The 19,472-nt window shown below is 41.6% G+C and carries 12 protein-coding genes; 11 read left to right on the top strand and 1 reads right to left on the bottom strand.

Features of this window, described 5'->3' with window-relative positions; genetic code table 11:
- The first annotated feature begins 2 nt into the window (after positions 1-2).
- The 11 genes from B3139_RS06910 to B3139_RS06860 all read left to right on the top strand — a co-directional run bounded on the left by B3139_RS06910 (position 3) and on the right by B3139_RS06860 (position 17,655).
- Positions 3-1,349 (top strand): sensor histidine kinase, encoded by a 1,347-nt coding sequence (locus tag B3139_RS06910; RefSeq protein ID WP_293881140.1) that lies wholly within the window; start codon positions 3-5, stop codon positions 1,347-1,349.
- A gap of 90 nt (positions 1,350-1,439) precedes the next feature.
- Positions 1,440-2,711 carry a TolC family protein gene (locus B3139_RS06905; RefSeq protein WP_293881138.1) on the top strand — a complete coding sequence of 424 codons (1,272 nt, stop codon included), beginning with the start codon at positions 1,440-1,442 and terminating at the stop codon, positions 2,709-2,711.
- Positions 2,711-3,817 (top strand): efflux RND transporter periplasmic adaptor subunit, encoded by a 1,107-nt coding sequence (locus B3139_RS06900; RefSeq protein WP_293881136.1) that lies wholly within the window; start codon positions 2,711-2,713, stop codon positions 3,815-3,817. The genes B3139_RS06905 and B3139_RS06900 overlap by 1 nt, the downstream gene beginning before the upstream one ends.
- A gap of 1 nt (position 3,818) precedes the next feature.
- Positions 3,819-6,914 (top strand): efflux RND transporter permease subunit, encoded by a 3,096-nt coding sequence (locus B3139_RS06895; protein WP_293881134.1) that lies wholly within the window; start codon positions 3,819-3,821, stop codon positions 6,912-6,914.
- Between the two features lie 439 nt (positions 6,915-7,353).
- Positions 7,354-8,253, top strand: coding sequence for a dihydrodipicolinate synthase family protein (locus tag B3139_RS06890; RefSeq protein WP_293881132.1), 900 nt, complete (start codon positions 7,354-7,356; stop codon positions 8,251-8,253).
- A 168-nt stretch (positions 8,254-8,421) separates the two neighbouring features.
- Complete coding sequence (locus B3139_RS06885; RefSeq protein ID WP_293881130.1) at positions 8,422-9,879, top strand: aldehyde dehydrogenase (NADP(+)); 1,458 nt, start codon at positions 8,422-8,424, stop codon at positions 9,877-9,879.
- Positions 9,880-9,917: 38 nt separating this feature from the next.
- On the top strand, positions 9,918-10,916 hold the full coding sequence (locus B3139_RS06880) for a 4-hydroxyproline epimerase (RefSeq protein ID WP_209575847.1): 999 nt from the start codon (positions 9,918-9,920) through the stop codon (positions 10,914-10,916).
- A 23-nt stretch (positions 10,917-10,939) separates the two neighbouring features.
- Complete coding sequence (locus tag B3139_RS06875) at positions 10,940-12,202, top strand: NAD(P)/FAD-dependent oxidoreductase (RefSeq protein ID WP_293881126.1); 1,263 nt, start codon at positions 10,940-10,942, stop codon at positions 12,200-12,202.
- 31 nt (positions 12,203-12,233) lie between these two features.
- Positions 12,234-14,006 (top strand): DUF885 family protein, encoded by a 1,773-nt coding sequence (locus B3139_RS06870; RefSeq protein ID WP_293881124.1) that lies wholly within the window; start codon positions 12,234-12,236, stop codon positions 14,004-14,006.
- Between the two features lie 6 nt (positions 14,007-14,012).
- The gene (locus B3139_RS06865; protein WP_293881122.1) at positions 14,013-15,437 is read left to right on the top strand and encodes an APC family permease; all 1,425 of its coding nucleotides are present in this window, start codon (positions 14,013-14,015) and stop codon (positions 15,435-15,437) included.
- Entirely contained in the window at positions 15,424-17,655 is a 2,232-nt protein-coding gene (locus B3139_RS06860; RefSeq protein WP_293881120.1) for a S9 family peptidase, read from the top strand. The genes B3139_RS06865 and B3139_RS06860 overlap by 14 nt, the downstream gene beginning before the upstream one ends.
- 130 nt (positions 17,656-17,785) lie before the next feature.
- Here the strand turns inward: B3139_RS06860 and B3139_RS06855 are convergent, their stop codons facing one another.
- Positions 17,786-19,459, bottom strand: coding sequence for a M1 family metallopeptidase (locus B3139_RS06855; protein ID WP_293881118.1), 1,674 nt, complete (start codon positions 19,457-19,459; stop codon positions 17,786-17,788).
- Positions 19,460-19,472 lie beyond the last annotated feature (13 nt).

Genomic DNA, 19,472 nt, shown 5'->3' with positions numbered 1-19,472 from the left:
TTATGAATTTAAAGATTCGGCTTACACTCTTTTCAACGTTGGTATTCACCATTATTTTCGCACTTGCAACAGTAGTCATTTACTGGATGTTTTACAATTCGTCTGAACGACATCTAATAAGCTCGCTGGAAAAAAATGCAAAGATTGCCGGTATTTATTACCTTGAAGCGGATGAACAGAGTCCATTAAAGCATTTGGAATCTAAATATCAATATGAAAGTTTGGTCAAACGTGCTATGGTAGCAGTCTACAATGCCGCAGGAAAAGTAAGTTACGGCGGTATGCGTTTCGATAGTCTAATTAATAAGGATTTATTACGCCAGCTGAAAACAGACAAAACAATCTATTTAAAAACAGAAGATAGCTTTTATTTTGGTTTGTATTATCCCGATAATCAAGGCGATTTCTTTGTGTTTGTAAAAGAATCAAGTGCTGACTTTGATCATCAATTGAATCGTTTGCTCATGACACTTGTCCTTGTATTTCTTGTAGCATTGATCAGTATTGCCTTGTTGTCAGTTTGGCTAAGTAAGTATGCCTATCTGCCCATTCGTAAAGTAATCCAGGAAATTCAGCACAAGGATTTAAGTACCATCCAAGAGCCCTTGACAAGTATAAATACCAAGGATGAACTGCAAGATCTTATTCAAAGTTATAATGCTCTCCTGCGGCGGATTAGCGAAAACATGATTATTAGAAAGAACTTTGTTAGTTATGTTTCACACGAATTTCGAACGCCTCTGGCAGGTATACTCGGGTCAATGGAGGTTTTCGGCACAAAAGTGAGAAGCGAAGAAGAATATCGTGAATTAGCTGAAACTATTACCGACCATGTGAAATTTCTGAATCAGCTAATTGGTAATTTTCTTTTACTCACAGATGATCAGGCCGTGAAACGTTCCCAAGAACTTTTTAGGATCGATGAGGTGGTTTGGGATCTTGTACCTAAGCTTTCGCGATCGTTTACTGCTCCTCTGAAGATTGATATACAGGTCGATGAACCGCAACATTTTAATTTTTGGGGAAATAAGATGCTTGTCACACTTTCTATCTCTAATTTAATAGAAAATGCACTTAAATATGCAAATAGGCAAGAAGTACTTGTCCGAATGACAAATTCAAATGGTAGATTGTCTTTGCAGATTATAGACCACGGCATTGGCATTCCAGCAGCCGAACTGGAGTCTGTGAAGCAGACTTTTTATCGTGGCTCGAATGTAGGCAACGTCAAGGGCAGTGGTATAGGTCTTTCTTTTGCCCAAATTGTATTTAAGGATCAAGGGGTTGACTTTGAAATCCATTCAACCGATTTGGGTACAACGGTATCGCTACTATTCCCTAAATTCTAACCGTTTTCTAATCTCTTCTAATCAAACTTTAATTTACCCTAAAGTTACCTGTAATCCTCGCCAGTTAGTTTTGTAGAAATTCAAAATTAGGTGAGAAAACTACAGATTACATTATTGCTACTACTTGGCCTGAATAGTAAGCTATTTTCACAGGAAGCCGGCGAAAACCGTTTACAAAAATCAGAGATAGAACAAATTTTCCTGGCCCATAACCTGAACTTAATGGCTCAACGTTTTCATATGCAACAAGCCGAGGCAGCTGTGCTTCAGCAAAAGTTGTGGCCCAATCCAACGATCTCAATCTCTGAGGTCAATCTTTGGAAAAACTCCTCCAGCGAATCGCTTCCAGCGCTGATCGGTAATTACGGTAAATACCAGCAGGTGTCGGTCGAATTGGAACAGACTATCGAAATGGCTGGTAAACGAAAGAAAAGGGTTCATCTGCAACTGCTGGAAAAAGAGAATGCGCAGCTTCAATTCCAAGAATTGCTGCGGAACCTGAAATATGATCTTCGGAGTCAGTGTCTCGAATTACAGATCTTGCAGGAAAAAGAAAAGTTATACGGTAATCAGGTCAATATCTTTCAGACATTGGCTCAATCCTATCAAAATCAATGGAGAGAAGGCAATGTAAGTGAGATGGACTACCTTAGGATTCAAAGCGAATCTATCGCGTTTGGGAACAAATTAAATGAAATCCAACAGGAGAAAATTGAAAAAATGAATGCGGTTGCGCGCTATCTCGGGAACGAAGGAGCCGCACTCACGATATCAGATACGATCGACATGCCACATTTCCTGCAGGGAAGAAAACAGGAGTGGAAAATGATGGCCCTCAACAATCGCAGCGACTATAAAATCGTCCGAAACGAATTGAAAAAAAGTGATGCTCAGCTGAAAATAGAAAAGGCAGAACGTATACCGGACTTGAAGGTATCAATCAATTATGACCGCGGTGGAAATATTATGCGTGATTTCGTAGGGCTGGGGGTGACCATGGATCTTCCTTTATTTAATCGAAATCAGGGCAATATCAAAATCGCTAAACTGGAACTTGAGAAAAATAAAGTGGAGATCGAGCAATTTCGTATCGACATCGAACGCGAAATTGATTTCCTTTCGGCGCGCTTGACCAATCTCGAAGTGAGTTTGAAAACGATGAATACAGGCTTTGATCATAATCTTGATGTAGCGCTGGAGCGCTATGTCCGAAATTTTCAAGAGCGGAGATTGACCATTGTTGAATTTATAGACTTTATCAATAATTATATGGAAAATAAGGAATCGATATTGGAACGTAGGGTCAAATACCTACAGTATAGAGAAGAATTGATGTATTTAATCGGAAAGGATATTGTCTAATGAAAAGAAACTTATTAATGCTATTGACCTTGATGTCCATCTGTGTAATTTGGGGATGTCAATCGACGAAAAACGAAGAGCAGGCTAACCTGTCAACCAAAGGTTTCTGCCTTAGTGCTGATTTCAAAAACCAAATCAAAATTGATGCTATAAAGAAGAGGGCGGTATCTGAACAGATTGCTTTGAATGGTGTGATCCAATATGATCAGGATGAACTTGCAGCGCTGAAGAGTCCGATACCCGGTATCGTGCAGTCTGTCTCGTTCAAAATGGGTGACTACGTGGAGAAAGGACAGATTCTTGTGTCGCTTAAAGGCACATCAGTCAATGATTTGGGAAAGGAGCTACGTGAGCTCGAAAATAGTAAGCGCTTGACGGAGCGTAAATTGGAAAGTCTGCACAGCTTGCTGAAAGATGGTATGGCTTCTCAACGCGAGCTGGAAGAGATGGACAGTGAACTGAAAGCCATACAGATCGGAATTCGCAATGTAAAGGCCAATATGAATCTGCTCAATGGATCATTAGAAAACGGTATGTTTTATATCCGTGCACCTAAAGCTGGTTATATTGTGGATAAAAAGGTGAGCCCCGGTATGACAGTTGGCGATGATACGGAGTTACTGTCGGTTAGTAAACTGAATGAAGTATGGGTTTCGGTCAATATTTATGCAAATAACCTGCCTTTTGTAAAAAATGGTGCTCCCGTCAAGATCACAACATTAGCTTATAAAGGAGAATCTTTTGAAGGTTATATTGATCAAGTAGCGAATTTTTTTGATCCCGATGAACGTGTTGTTAAAGCGCGTATAAAATTGTTAAACAAAGACTTGAGATTAAAGCCCGGCATGAGTGTAGATGTGTTGGTAGAAAAAGCCGTGTCTGGACAGGAAGAGCACATGTTGGCAATACCCAAAGATGCAATTATTCTTCACAACAATCAGAATTTTGTAGTTCTCTATAAGAATGATTGTGATTTAGCTGTAAAGCCAGTAGACATTGTTGCTGAGAATGAAACCTATGCTTTCGTCAAAACAGGAATGGCTGAGGGGGATCAGGTGATGACTGAAAATGAGCTGATTGTATTTGATGAATTGATAAATAAATAGGATGAAGAAAGTTGTACAAAATATTGTTTCATTCTCATTGAAACACTCCTTGGTCGTCCTTTTTTTTACGATGGCATTGTTATTCGGCGGTATATATGCCTATTTGCATACACCGATTGAAGCCTTTCCCGATGTTACCAATACAAGGGTTAGGATTATCACGCAATGGCCGGGACGCAGTGCTGAGGAAATAGAAAAGTTCGTCACACTGCCAGTCACCAAAGAAATGAATACGATTCCAAAGAAAACGGATGTTCGCTCGATATCATTATTTGGTTTATCTGTTGTAACGATTCAATTTGAAGATGGTGTAGCAGACTTTTACGCACAGCAATATGCAGGTAATAAAATGCGCTCTATTGAATTACCAGAAGGTGCTGAAAGTTCCATTGAACCACCCTCTGGCGCAACAGGAGAAATTTTTCGCTATGTGGTGAAGAGTAATCTTCCGATTAAAGAGGTTTCTGCCATTCAGGATTGGGTGATTGAACGGGAACTCGTTGGTGTGCCTGGGGTGGCAGACGTCGTTAGTTTTGGGGGCGAGGAAAAGATTTACGAAATAAAAATCAATCCAACAGAATTGGCCAATTATAACCTTTCGCCGTTGGATGTATATGAGGCCGTTTCGCGGTCGAATATCAACGTGGGCGGAGATGTTATCCAAAAGGGTAATCAGGCCTATGTGGTACGAGGTGTAGGGTTGTTGGATAAAATCGATGATATAGGCAATATATTGATCAAAGTGGTGGGCAATACACCGATACTCGTCAAGCATGTCGCCGAAGTAGAATTAGGGGCCAAGCCTCGGCTCGGGCAGGTAGGTCTCAATCAAGAAGATGATCTTGTCCAGGGAATTGTCATTATGCTTAGGGGAGAAAATCCATCTGCAGTCGTGACAAAGTTAAAAGAAAAAATAGCTGAACTGAATGAACGTATTTTACCCGAAAATGTCAAGATTGAACCCGTCATAGATCGTACGAAATTGGTGAACAATACAGTGCATACAGTCTCTAAAAATCTGATAGAGGGAGTTCTGCTCGTTTCGATTATCGTCTTTATCTTTTTAAACAACTGGAAGACAACCTTTATTGTCGCATCTGTTATTCCATTAGCTTTCCTATTCGCAATCATCTTATTGAAGATTCAAGGATTGCCGGCCAATTTGATCTCTATGGGAGCCCTAGACTTTGGACTGTTACTCGAAGGTACGCTGGTCATTGTAGAAACTGTTTTTGTCTCTTTGGAAAAAGAGGCACATCGGCTTGGGACAGCCCGTTTTAATAAGATATCCAAGTTAGGAATTATCAAAAAAAGTGCAGGTTCAGTAGCCGGATATATCTTTTTTGCCCTGTTGATTTTAATCGTCGCGTTGACTCCGATCTTCTCTTTTCAAAAGGTGGAAGGAAAGATGTTCTCACCATTGGCTTTTACACTCGGTTATGCTTTGCTGGGTTCATTGATCCTGAGTTTGACGTATGTGCCCGCCATGTGTAAATACTTGCTGAAAAAAAATATCAAAGAGGATGAAAATAAGATCACTAAAGTTAGTCGGAATGCCATTTTTAAAGGTTTTAAGAAGGCTTTTGATCATCCAAAATGGACGTTATCTATTTTTGTCTGTGTGTTGTTAGTTTGTATTGTTCGATTTAGTCACTATGGTTCAGAGTTTCTTCCTAAACTGAATGAGGGGGCAATTTATGTTCGTGCAACTCTACCCAACAGTGTCAATCTGGAAGAATCGGTTAAGTTGACCAAAACGATGAAGACAAAATTGATGAAGCAGTTTGATGAGATCGATTTTATTATGACGCAGACAGGTCGTCCCAATGATGGAACAGACCCAACAGGTTTTTTTAATATAGAATTCAATATTGAATTGAAACCTCAGGGTGAATGGAAACGTAAACTGTCAAAAGAGAAATTGATCGGTCAGATGCGGGACAGCCTACAGACATTTCCTGGAATCAACTTTGGTTTTAGCCAGCCCATCCAAGATAATGTAGAGGAGTATGTAGCAGGAGTAAAAAGTCCACTAGTGATCAAAATTTTTGGTGAAAACTTACAAGATTTAGAAAATAAAGCTAATAGATTTGCAGAGTCACTTAAAAAGGTGGATGGCATCACAGATGTCAATGTTTTTAAAAATATAGGCCTTCCTGAATTGCGTATCCAATTGCATGATTCAAAGATGGCTAAATATGGTGTTTCAACCAAAGATGTACAGTCCGTTATCGAAATGACTATTGGTGGGCAATCTGTTACGCATTTCTACGAAAATGAGCGGATTTTTGATGTTCGCCTGCGCTTCCAAAAATCATATCGTGATAATCCAGAAAAGATCGGAAATATCATCATACCGACGATGAATGATCAGAAAGTGCCACTACGCGAGATCGCAACAATAGATTATCATACCGGTCCGGCTTTTATTTATAGAGAAGGTAATTCCCGTTATATTGGCGTTGGTTTTAACATTGAAGGACGGGATTTGGGAAGCACTATTGCCGACGCAAAAAAACAGATAGATCAGGATATTCAGTTGCCTAAATCCTATAAAGTGGTATGGGCTGGCGAATTTGAAAGCAAAGAACGGGCAACCAAACAGTTGATGAACGTCGTTCCTATTTCTTTGATTTTAATATTATTACTACTTTATGCCAATTTCGGCAATGTAAAAGATACACTGATTTCTTCGCTGACCCTCGCCTTTGCATTTATTGGCGGATTTATCTCCTTGTGGGTCACCGGAACAACTTTTGGAATTTCGGCAGGTATTGGATTTATTATTCTTTTTGGTGTAGCCACGATTGACGGTATTGTTTTAATTGGGGTTATGAAAGAAAATCTGGTACATAAGATGAGTTTGAAACCTGCTATCTATGAAGCTGTAAAGAGCCGCATAAGGCCCATTTTAATGATCGCTTTAATGGGTGCAATGGGATTATTACCAGCCGCGCTTTCCAATGGAATGGGATCCGAAATTCAAAAGCCGCTAGCTATCATGATTGTGGGTGGATTGATTATGTGTATGATACTGTCCTTTTCAATATTACCCATAGTTTTTTATTATGCATATAGAAAGGAAAGCAACATTTAGTTAACCATTTTTAAGTATTTATAATACGATGCAAAGGTTGCCTGTTTGACAGTGCAGCCTTTGTTGGTTGTAGTCCCTATCGGTGTAATTTCTATTTAAGGAATACTCAAAACGTCAGATAATGACATTTTAAAAGCCGACGCGCCCCCTATGTATTGGAACGTATTTTTTTATAGCCCATTTTTTGTAAATATTATTATAAATGTTGAACTTACATTTACGTTGTTAAAACCGAACTTCATCTTAAAAAATAAATAATACATCGCGTACTGAAAAAAGTTCCAAGTCTGCATTTAAAGTTAAAAAGCCATTCTTCAGGTTTGTCATGAATGATTTTGCTGGAAAAGGTCAATATTAGGTCAGTGTTGATTAATTCATAAGAAGACTGTGTATCTTATTTCAGATAGATTTGTGATAAAGAAATAATAAAATATACGCTATGGCACAATTTAAATGGGAAGGAATTTACCCTGCAATGTTATCTCCATTTGATGAAAATGGAAATTTGGATTTTGATATGTTTGGTAAAAACATTGAAGCACAATTGGATGGAGGTGTTCACGGTCTAATTATCGCTGGATCGTTGGGAGAGGCAAGTGTTTTAAGTACGGAAGAAAAATATGATTTATTGACATATGCGTTGAAACTTGTCGATGGGCGCGTCCCGGTGTTGCTTAATATTGCAGAAAATACGACGGCTGCTGCAATTAAAGTTGCTCAGACCAGTGAAGAATTGGGGGCAGATGGTTTGATGTTATTGCCACCGATGCGCTATAGAGCTGATGACCGAGAAGCTGTGACATATTTTCGTACTGTAGCACAAAGTACCAAACTGCCAATCTTAATCTATAATAATCCCGTTGACTATAGTACCTACGTATCTCTCGACATGTTTGAGGAACTATTATTAGAACCAAATATTCAGGCAGTGAAGGAATCGACACGCGATTTAACCAATATTACGCGTTTAAAAAATCGTTTCGGTGATCGCTTGAAGATTATGGCTGGCGTTGATACGTTGGGACTTGAGTCTTTGATGTTGGGAGCTGATGGCTTAGTGGCTGGATTGGTAGACGCGTTTCCTAAAGAAACGGTTGCTATGTACGATTTAGTGAAGGCGGGTGAGTACAACAAAGCCGTAGAAATATACCGTTGGTTTATGCCTTTATTAGAATTGGATATTCACCCTAAATTGGTCCAATATATTAAATTAGCTGCAACAGCCGAAGGAATTTCAACACCCTATACACGCGCCCCTCGATTACCATTGATTGGTGAGGAAGAACAACGGGTGAAAAAAATTATTGCAGATTCAATAGCAACCAGACCACAACTATAGGGACGTTTCTGAACTTTCTGAAAGAAGGTTCAGAAAATTTCCTTTTTAGGGTCTGTTAATAATAGGCGGAAAGAACCTTCTTATTTATATTCAAGCCACAAGGGATGAAAATATAGGGAAGGTTTTTATTGATTTTTGAAGATACTACTTACAATAAAAACAAAAGGAATGGATAGAACGCAAAATGACATTGATTACGTCGTAAAACAGGCAGATGCTGGATTTCAGTTTCTTCAGAAAACTGATGTCACTGAAAGAGCGGAATTAATGTATGCTATTGCCGCTGAAATTGAGGGACTGGGCGAAATATTGATTGAAACAGCTCATCTGGAAACGGCACTTCCTTTGGGAAGACTGCAAGGGGAAAAGGCGAGAACCGTCAATCAGTGGCGTCGGTATGCCGATGCCGTCCGCACAGGTTTATACAGTGAAGCGCGGATAGATCGGGATCCAAATGGCCAATTTGATTTAAGGAAATATAACAAAGGACTCGGTCCAGTTGTCGTCTTTGGCGCTAGTAATTTCCCTTTCGCCTTTTCGACTGCTGGCGGAGATACAGCAAGTGCCATTGGTGCAGGCTGTTCGGTTATCGTAAAGGCTCACCCTGCTCATCGCAAAACCTCTCAACTAATGGCCGACGCTATCGATCGGGCGATTTCAATGTATGGTGCTCCAAAAGGTGTTTTTAGTCATGTGGTGTCGGATTCTTTCGACGCCGGACAGCAATTGGTGCGCCATAGCTGTGTGAAGGCGGTCGCATTTACAGGCTCATTTCATGGCGGGAAAGCCTTGTTTGATCTCGGACAGTCAAGGCCCGATCCTATTCCGGTATTTGCTGAAATGGGAAGCGTAAATCCGGTCTTTCTTTTACCTGATTACCTTACTAACAATCTTGAAGCTTTTGCAAAGCAGTATATTTACTCACTACTTTTAGGTGTTGGTCAATTTTGTACCAATCCAGGTGTTTTGGTCAGTGTCGGAAGCGAACAGCTGGATCGACTTAAAGCGGAGTTGAAGAAAGAAATTCAAGCTGCCAATACTGGCAAAATGCTGCACGCAGGCATATTGGATACCTACAACCGTTTAAAAGAGGAAATGGTTCAATACGATGGTGTTCGTATATTAGAAGAAGGACAGGATAATGCAGCGCAAGATTTTGCTCAGGCACTACTTGTGGAAACCGAGGCAAGCCAAGTTTTAGCTAATCCTAAGTTATTGGAAGAGGTTTTTGGACCTTTTGGACTAATTATATATTGTGCGGATCTCAACGAAATGAAACAGGTAATGGAGCAGCTCGAAGGGCAGATAACCATCACTTTCGCAGCTTCGGCGCATGATATTCGCGACTGTCAGAATCTTTTTGCCTTGGCACAGGATAGATGCGGAAGGCTTTTGTTTCAGGGTATGCCAACAGGCGTAGAAGTTCAATATGCCATGCAGCATGGTGGCCCTTTTCCGGCAACCACAGATGCGCGTTTTACTTCTGTGGGACCCGATGCGGTAAAGCGTTTTCTGCGACCTTTGAGCTTTCAAAATTGGCCAAACGAATTTTTACCCAAAGAATTGCAGGATGGAAATCCATTACAAATTGATCGTTTGGTCAATCAACAATGGACTAAAGCATAATTTAAACAAATGACCATATCAACAACAAAGAATCAGAAATGAAGAAAACTTTTTTTTGTATTGATTCGCATACCTGTGGTTGTCCCGTGCGATTGGTCGCCGGGGGAGCCCCGTTATTAGCGGGAAATTCCATGATGGAGCGCAGATTACATTTTATACGTGACTACGATTGGATCCGTATGGGATTGATGTTTGAACCACGCGGACACGACATGATGAGCGGAAGTATGCTCTATCCACCATTCGATCCTCAAAACGACATTGGTGTTCTTTACATTGAGACGAGTGGCTGCCTTCCCATGTGTGGACATGGAACGATAGGTACCGTTACGATTGCCATTGAAGAAGGGCTCGTTCAACCTAAGGTTCCCGGAAAATTGAGGTTGGAAACTCCGGCTGGACTTGTACATATTGACTATGTGCAGGAAGGACCCAAAGTAAAAAGTGTCAAGCTTACAAATGTAAAATCATTTTTATATGCTGAAGGCCTAACGGTCGATTGCCCGGATCTGGGTGCAATTAGCGTTGATGTGGCCTACGGTGGGAATTTCTACGGTATTATCGATCCGCAGGCTAATTTTGATGATATTAGCTCCTATTCGGCGAGCCAATTGATCCATTATGGTAAGATAATCCGCCAGTTGCTAAACGAAAAATATTCCTTCGTACATCCCGAAGATGCCAATATCCATGGGTTGACACACATCCAATGGACCGGCAATCCAAAGCTTTCCAATTCATCCGGACGTAATGCCGTATTGGTTGGAGATAATGCCCTGGATCGCTCTCCATGTGGAACAGGTACTTCTGCGCGTATGGCACAATGGTATGCAAAGGGAAAACTCAAAAAAGGAACCGAATTTATACATGAAAGCTATATAGGTTCGCAATTCACCGGTAAAATCGAAGCGGAGACAACCGTGGATGGTCGGCCGGCTATTGTACCCTCCATAGAAGGCTGGGCGCGGATAACAGGGTATAATACCATTTTTTTAGATGATGAAGATCCTTATTTTGGAGGTTTTCAGGTGATTTAGTAATTTAATAAGACAATAGCAACGTGAAAGAAAACAATAGAGGTACAGTTGTCGTAATTGGCGCTGGAATTGCCGGACTTGCTTCGGCCTATTACCTTGTGAGAGACGGGTGGGAAGTGAAAATACTGGAAAAAAACACTTTGGATAATAACTGTTCTTACGGTAATGCTGGTATGATCGTTCCGAGTCACTTTACTCCCTTGGCAGCCCCAGGTATAGTAGCACAAGGGATAAAGTGGATGTTCAATAGCAAAAGCCCTTTCTATGTACGGCCTTCGCTAAACCCTCGGTTGGTCAATTGGGGACTAAAGTTTCTAAAACATGCCAATCGCGCCCATGTAGACCAACATGCATCTGCTATTCGCGATCTGAACTTATATAGCAGCAGGCTGTACAATGAATTGGCTGTGGAAGATGGCTTTGATTTTGAACTGAAGCAGAACGGTATACTGATGATGTATAAATCAAAGGAAATGCAGCATGAAGAGATTGAGCTGGCCCATCGTGCGCAGGATCTCGGACTGGATGTCGATATTCTGGAAGGGAATGCTGTTCAAGAACTGGAACCCAATCTGAAACTGGATGTATTAGGCGCCATACTTTATCGATGTGATGGAAAACTATATCCTTCCAAGTTAATGCAGCAATTGATTCACTACCTGAAAGCCGCTGGCGTAGCTTTTTTTGAAAAAACTGAAGTCCATAAGTTTGTTACGTCCGGAAATAAGATTAAAGAGGCAATCAGTGATAAGGGAAGTTTTCAAGCAGATGCTTTTGTATTGACCGGTGGTGCTTATTTGCCGCAGCTGACCTCAAAGTTGCACATAAATACACCGCTTATGCCTGGAAAAGGATACTCATTTATGTATCAGCCCGAGAAAGAGAACACATTGAATCATGCGGCATTATTACTGGAGGCTCGTGTTGCTGTAACGCCTATGAATGGCCAGATCAGATTCAGTGGTACGATGGAGTTGGGGCCTGCAAATGATCGGATTTATGAAAACCGTGTCCGCGGAATTGTAGAATCTATTCCTAAATATTATCCCGAATTGAAGGTAGATTACCCAAGCGAAAAAATATGGTATGGTTACAGACCATGCTCGCCTGATGGATTGCCCTATCTGGGCAGATTGAAAAAATTTGATAATGTCCTAATTGCGGGCGGGGGTGGAATGATGGGGTTGAGCTTGGGACCTGCCTATGGGAAAGTTGTTGCAGATTTATTGGCAGGACAGAAAATCGAGGCTGAAATCGCTGGTTTTAGGCCTGATCGTTTTGACTGATAAAATTAGGATATAAACCAACACCCAAATTATGAATCGTTCTTTTTCTTTTAAAGCTCCCAAAACATTGTTTTATGGGCTACTCTTTCTATTCCCCATCTCCATGCATGCACAGAAGATGAAATTATACGACCATACAACCCCTATAGAACCTTTTATTGTGCAATACAAGCATGATGTTGAGGCGATAAATTATTTTTATGGCCCTATGCCCAAAGGCTGGGGCAATCAACAGGCTGCCGCTTCGCCCGAACAGTTGGCACGTCTCCAACGTTTGGATAACGAATATTTGAACAAACTGGACAAGTTTCCCTATGAAGAACTCGAGACATCGGGACAGGTAGATTTTATCTTACTCAAGCGCAAACTAAAAAGTGATCTCCTTTCATTGGAAGAAGATGAGTCGAATTACAAGCGGTTAGCCATGTATTTACCTTTTGCACAGCGAATATTTACACTTGAAAAGGAACGTCGTAGGGGGAAGCGTCTCGCGGGAGAAGATGTTGCGAAAGAACTGACGCTCGTTGTGGGAGAAATAGATCAATCAATCGCTGCATTGCAGGGAAAAACCAAAATTCCTGATGCCGATGTGAACTTTCTAACCGCCTTATTAAATTCGTTGGATTTAAGGATCACGAGCACCTTCGATTTTTACAATGGTTACGACCCCGAATTTACGTGGTGGGTACCCGCCATCTTTCAACAGGTGAAAAACAAGTTGTCAGACTACAAGGCAAAATTAGGTGCAAAAAGCGACCGGAAAGTGTTTGATGATGGTAGCCAGATTGCGGGTGTGCCAATTGGCGAAAAGGATATAAACCGAAGGCTCAAAGCTGAAATGATCAGTTATACCGCTACTGACCTTTTAAAATTGGCTGATCAAGAGTTTAAATGGTGTGAAGCGGAGTTATTGAAAGCAAGCCGTGAAATGGGCTTTGGGGATGACTGGCGGGCAGCGCAGGAAAAGGTTAAAAACTCCTATGTACCCATTGGGGAACAGCCCGAGCTCATTATGAAATTGTATAATGATGCACAGCAATTTATCGAACAAAATAAACTCATGGATATTCCCGAGCTGGCAGACGAGACCTGGGGTATGATCATGATGACACCTGAACGGCAGCGGGTCAACCCCTTTTTTACAGGCGGGCGGGAAATTAGCATATCCTATCCGACAAATACCATGGATCAGCAGGCAAAATTGATGAGCATGCGCGGCAATAATCCTTATTTTTCCCGCGGTACAGTTCAGCATGAGTTAATTCCCGGTCATCATCTGCAATATTTTATGAATCGACGGTACAAACCTTATCGCGAAGAGGCATTTAACACGCCGTTCTGGACGGAGGGATGGACATTGTACTGGGAGTTGCTGCTGTATAGCAAGGGGTTTGCAAAAACGCCAGAGGAGCGAATCGGAATGTTATTTTGGCGCATGCACCGTTGTGCACGAATAACCTTTAGTATCAAATTTCATTTGGGGGAGTGGACGCCGCAACAATGCATCGATTATCTGGTAAACCGCGTGGGATTTGAGTCGGCTAATGCGCACGGTGAAGTGAAGAGATCCTTTGAAGGCTCTTATGATCCACTGTATCAGTTGGCCTATCTCGTAGGTGGCTTGCAGTTGATGCGCATCAAAGAGGAGGTAGTAGATCAAGGGAAAATGTCATATGCTGCATTCCATGACCGCGTGATCAAAGAAAATTATCTGCCGATGGAAATGTTGAGAGCGATTATCAAGGGAGAGAAGTTAAAGCCCGATCACGAGACAAACTGGAAGTTTTACCATTTTAATAACTAGGTTTTTATGAGTGAGTCTAAACAAACTTTTCAAAAGTCGCTCGGGTTACTGGATGCCACTATGCTGGTCGTTGGGAGTATGATCGGTTCGGGGATTTTTATTGTATCAGCCGATATTGCACGTAACACAGGTTCCGCGGGCTGGATGATGGTGGTATGGTTGATATGCGGTTTTATGACATTGACTGCAGCCTTGAGTTATGGCGAATTAAGTGCGATGTTTCCAAAGGCAGGAGGGCAGTACATCTATCTTCGGGAGGCCTATGGACCCGTATTGAGCTTTGTATTTGGATGGACCTTTTTTGCAGTTATACAAACCGCGACTATAGCCGCTGTGGGGGTTGCTTTTGCAAAATTTACAGCCTATCTCTTCCCTTTTATGGATGAAGATGTTTATTTGCTTGAATGGTCTGATTATCGGGTATCAGCAGCGCAGCTATTGGCGATTGCCATCATCGTTGTGCTGACCTATATTAATTCAAGGGGCGTGAATAGCGGAAAGCGTGTACAAACCTCCATCACATTAATCAAGATCGGGAGTCTGTTGCTCTTACTGCTCTTTGGCTTCCTCGCATTGAAACATGAAGTTTGGTCTTGGAACTGGGACAATATATCACTTTGGTCGATGCGCCGCTTAAATACGGATGGAACGTACACATCTTATGATGGATTTTCAGCAATGGGGGCTTTTTCTGCGGCTATGGTCGGTGCCCTTTTCAGTAGCGATTCGTGGCACTCCTCTTCCGCAGTAGCTGGTGAAATTAAGAATCCACAGCGTAATATTGGTTTGAGTTTAGCATTAGGTACTTTACTCGTTACCGTAATTTATCTCCTGACTAATCTGATGTACACCGGCATATTGCCCTTAGAAGAAATGGTCAATGCGCCAAAAGATCGTGTAGCCATGAGTGTAGCCCAAGAGGTTTTTGGTCCTTTTGGGATTACTATTATAGCCATAATGATCATGATTAGCACCTTTGGCTGTAATAATGGAATTATTCTGGCAGGAGCGAGGGTGTATTATTCGATGGCGAAAGATGGTTTGTTTTTTAAAAGGGCGGGTAAGCTCAATGCGCATGCGGTACCTGCATGGGCCCTCTGGATACAATGTCTTGCTGCATCAATATGGTGCTTAAGTGGTAAATATGGTGATCTATTGGATATGATTACCTGTGTGGTCGTTATATTTTATGTGCTTGCGATTGCGGGCATTATTCGTCTCCGCATTACACGGCCAGATTTGAACAGGCCTTATAAAGCATTTGGCTATCCTTTTCTTCCCATACTTTATATTCTGATGGGACTCGCTTTTATCGGCCTAATGGTAATTTTCAAGCCAAATTATACCTGGCCGGGTATTATAATCGCATTATTGGGTATTCCTATCTATTATTTAATCAATCCTAAACGAAGAAAGCATGAAATTTCTTAGTACAGCGGTTTTGTTGTTGTCTGCACAGTTTCTGTTTGGTCAAGGAACTTTGGCAGACTATACACGTGCACAAAACTTAAAAAAACAATTGACCAACAAAATTGACAATCTGCCGGGCCAGTTTTATTGGAGTGAAAAGGGTGACCTGTTTTGGTATGATCGAAATACGGTGCAGGGGAAAGAGTATATGCTGGTCAATCCCCAGGCAAAAACAAAAGAACAGCTGTTTGATCTGACGAAGGTATTTTCGTTAGTGGAAGAAAAACTAGGACGAAAAGTCGAAAGCCGTTTTATTTCCAATGAACAGATAAAACTGATGGATCAGGATCAAGTGTCGCTCGATATTGCGGGCTATTTATGGATCTGGAACCGTCGTTCTTCGCAATTGAGCCAAGGGGCGGCAAGTGGAAGTAGAGATCGAAATACGCGGTATTGGGGTCAGCGTGAACAGGGAAATGCCTACAGGGAAGTCGAATCTCCAGACAAAGTGCATGTCGCATTTATTCGCAATAACAATGTATTCCTGGCAAAAAAGGGAAGTGTAAACGAGGCGCGACAAATTACGTTTGATGGCAATCCGGCAAATTATTATAGCAATGATATTCAATGGGCGCCAGATAGCCGTAAGCTCGCTACAGTAAAAACTCAAAAAATAGAGATCAGACAACTGACGCTAATCGAATCATCCCCTAAAGATCAGCTGCAGCCCAAAATTCAGACACGCGATTACGTTAAGCCCGGAGATGAGCTGGCACAGAAACTACCCATCTTATATGATCTTGAAAAAGACCGGCTGTCCGTGTTTGATGCCGCGCTCATACCGAATCAATTTTCCCTTTCGGATCTAGCTTGGCGCGATGATAGCAGAGCATTTACCTTTGAGTATAACAAACGGGGGCATCAAGTTTATGGCCTTATGCAGATGGATGCGAACAGCGGTACATCCAGTTATTTGATCCGTGAACAGAATAAGACATTTATTGATTATAGCGGCAAGAAATTTAGAGAAGATATATCCGACGGCAAGGAAATCGTATGGGCCTCTGAGCGGGACGGATGGAACCACTTGTATCTGTATGATGGAATTACCGGAAAAGTAAAGAACCAGATAACCAAAGGAAATTGGGTTGTTCGGAAAGTTGTGCATGTTGACGCTGATAAACGAACAGTTATTTTTGAAGGCAGCGGTATGAATGCCGGAGAGGATCCTTATTTGATCCACTACTATACCATCGGTTTGGATGGCAAGGGCTTAAAACTGCTGACCGAAGAAAATGCGAATCATCAAGCTTTTTTCAATAAAGACTATTCGCAATTTATCGATACATATTCCCGGGTTGATCAGCCGCCAATTTCAGTATTGCGCGACAAAGATGGTCATCTTATCATGGAACTGGAGAAAACAAACAGTAGTTTGCTAGAAACTGTTGGATGGCGTGCACCGGAGGTTTTTAAAGCCAAGGGGCGTGATGGCGCAACAGATATCTGGGGGATTATTATTCGACCGACGAATTTTGATCCCGCTAAAAGCTATCCTGTCATCGAATACATTTATGCGGGACCGCATAGTTCTTTTGTGCCCAAATCATTCTACAGCAACCCGAGTGGGATGTACGAACTCGCTGAATTGGGCTTTATTGTGGTACAGATCGACGGGATGGGTACGTCAAACCGTTCAAAAGCATTCCATGATGTCTGTTGGAAAAATCTGAAAGATGCGGGCTTTGCGGATCGAATTGCCTGGATGCAGGCTGCTTCAAAGCAATATAAATACATGGATATCGGTCGAGTAGGAATCTATGGGACATCTGCGGGTGGACAAAGTTCAACCGGTGCGTTGTTATTCCATCCCGAATTTTATAAAGTTGGCGTTTCTTCCTGCGGTTGTCATGATAACCGAATGGATAAAATATGGTGGAACGAGCAATGGATGGGTTGGCCAGTAGGTCCTGAATATGCGGCGAGCTCCAATATTGAAAATGCAGCTAAGCTGGAAGGAAATCTTTTATTGATTGTTGGGGAGCTGGACGATAATGTGGATCCCTCTTCCACCTTCCAATTAGTTGATGCCTTAATCAAAGCGCGTAAGAATCATGATTTTATCATGGTGCCTGGAATGGGGCATTCTTCTGGAGGAGATTATGGTGAACGAAAAAGAAGAGACTATTTTGTAAAGCACCTTCTTGGCGTAGATCCGCCCGCCTGGAATCAGTATTGATTCTTTCGATGTGACACAGCGCAGTCAATTTGTCTTTAACAAATTAATACGTTGAATGAGACAGCCCCCAGGAAGCACTAAACTTCTGGGGGCTGTTTAATTTGCGATGTTTTTAACGTTGTCGCCGTCTCTATTCCACCAATAGTCCGACATAATAATTGAACGTATCAATATCGATATTCTCTTTGGTCAATCCCTTTATTGTAATTGGTCTAAAATGCTGGTCCAATTGGATAAGTTCCCTTTTTTGACCTTTTAGTCCAATATGTATCGGCATATGAAAGCCTTTGACTTCACTGATCCAGCGGCCCAAGACTCTCCCTGAAGGATCTTGTTTGATTTCCAGTGTAGGAATAGCGGTATGCTGTATATACTGTTCAAATACTTTTAACAGGTCTAATCCAGACTGCTGGCTTACATAGTTGACAATATCATGATAATCGACTTGCTGATGATAAAACTTACTGTTTAATCCCCGTAGGATATTCCGCCACTTTTCATCATTGTCAATCATCGTACGGATCATGTTGAGCATGACGCCACCTTTGGGATACATATCCCCAGAACCTTCTTTATTGACATGGTAGGGACCCTGGATAGGGTTATCATTTTGGATTCCACTTCGGATACCATGGGCATAAGCCTGACTGGCTTCTTTGCCATAGAAATAGTCTATAAATAAGCCTTCGGAATAATTGGTGAAGCTTTCATGGATCCACATATCGGCCAAGTCGGCTGACGTAATATTGTTTCCGAACCATTCGTGCCCAGATTCGTGGACGACAATAAAATCCCATTTATGTCCCCATCCGGTTTCCGAAGCATCCCTGCCACGATAGCCATTTTGATAATGGTTTCCGTAGGCGATTGCACTTTGGTGTTCCATTCCTGTGTGATAGGTTTCAACAAGTTTATAACCATCTTCATAGAATGGATATGGGCCAAACCAATGTTCAAAAGCTTCTAAAGTCTGGTTAGCATTTTTTTGAAGATGGGCTTTTTTTTCTGCCGTATCGTTTTCGCGCAAAATATAGTAGTCTATATCCAATGGCCCTTTTTCCCCTTTATATTTTTCCTTAAAATGCACGTAGTCGCCGATGTTGATGGCGACATTGTAGTTGTTGATTGGATTGGCAACTTTCCAGTGGTATTTGGTGTAACCATCCTTCATCTTTTCAACCTTAACCAAACGTCCATTGGATACATTCATCACCTCTTTTGGGACAGCGATGGAAATCAGCATACTATCCACTTCATCGGATTGATGGTCTTTATTTGGCCACCAAACGCTCGCACCCATACCCTGGCAGGCTGTGGCCACCCAGGGTTTGCCGTTACTATCTTTCTTCCAGTCAAAGCCGCCGTCCCAGGGAGCTTTAACCGCTTCTGTAGGATGGCCTTCGTAATAAACCGTAAATTCTTCCTGCGCTCCTTTCTTGATAGCCGTTGGAAATTCGACAAAGACAGCATTATGTTCTCGAGTAAAGGAAAGTTTCTTTCCTTTGTAAACGACTTTGTCTACTTTAAGATTTGCAAAAAGATCAAATTGCAGGCGATTAAAATCAGTCGTGGCCTTGAAACGGAAAAGATTTGAACCCGAAATAAATTTATTGTCTATGTCTACCTTCACATCCAAATGATAATATTGGATATCGTAGCAGGTTCGCAGCGGTGACAGATATCCGCGCAGTGAATCAGCCCTGGTAAATTCATTTTTTTCTTTCATCAGCTGCGCTGCTGATTGTTGTATACCTGCGGTCAGTAGACTGCAGGTTCCCAATGCATATAATAGTATTTTTTTCATTGTAAATAATGGC

Source organism: Sphingobacterium sp. UBA1498 (assembly GCF_002325125.1).
In the GTDB taxonomy this organism is placed as follows: Bacteria; Bacteroidota; Bacteroidia; order Sphingobacteriales; family Sphingobacteriaceae; genus Sphingobacterium.
The sequence above is the reverse complement of the archived record's forward strand: the minus strand, read 5'-3'. Positions and strand labels throughout refer to the sequence as shown.

Bases quoted from the DNA above. Each gene is read 5' to 3' on its own strand.
- B3139_RS06910 (WP_293881140.1), top strand. From the start codon at position 3: ATGAATTTAAAGATTCGGCTTACACTCTTTTCAACGTTGGTATTCACC.
- B3139_RS06900 (WP_293881136.1), top strand. From the start codon at position 2,711: ATGAAAAGAAACTTATTAATGCTATTGACCTTGATGTCCATCTGTGTA.
- B3139_RS06895 (WP_293881134.1), top strand. From the start codon at position 3,819: ATGAAGAAAGTTGTACAAAATATTGTTTCATTCTCATTGAAACACTCC.
- B3139_RS06890 (WP_293881132.1), top strand. From the start codon at position 7,354: ATGGCACAATTTAAATGGGAAGGAATTTACCCTGCAATGTTATCTCCA.
- B3139_RS06885 (WP_293881130.1), top strand. From the start codon at position 8,422: ATGGATAGAACGCAAAATGACATTGATTACGTCGTAAAACAGGCAGAT.
- B3139_RS06880 (WP_209575847.1), top strand. From the start codon at position 9,918: ATGAAGAAAACTTTTTTTTGTATTGATTCGCATACCTGTGGTTGTCCC.
- B3139_RS06870 (WP_293881124.1), top strand. From the start codon at position 12,234: ATGAATCGTTCTTTTTCTTTTAAAGCTCCCAAAACATTGTTTTATGGG.
- B3139_RS06865 (WP_293881122.1), top strand. From the start codon at position 14,013: ATGAGTGAGTCTAAACAAACTTTTCAAAAGTCGCTCGGGTTACTGGAT.
- B3139_RS06860 (WP_293881120.1), top strand. From the start codon at position 15,424: ATGAAATTTCTTAGTACAGCGGTTTTGTTGTTGTCTGCACAGTTTCTG.
- B3139_RS06855 (WP_293881118.1), bottom strand. From the start codon at position 19,459: ATGAAAAAAATACTATTATATGCATTGGGAACCTGCAGTCTACTGACC.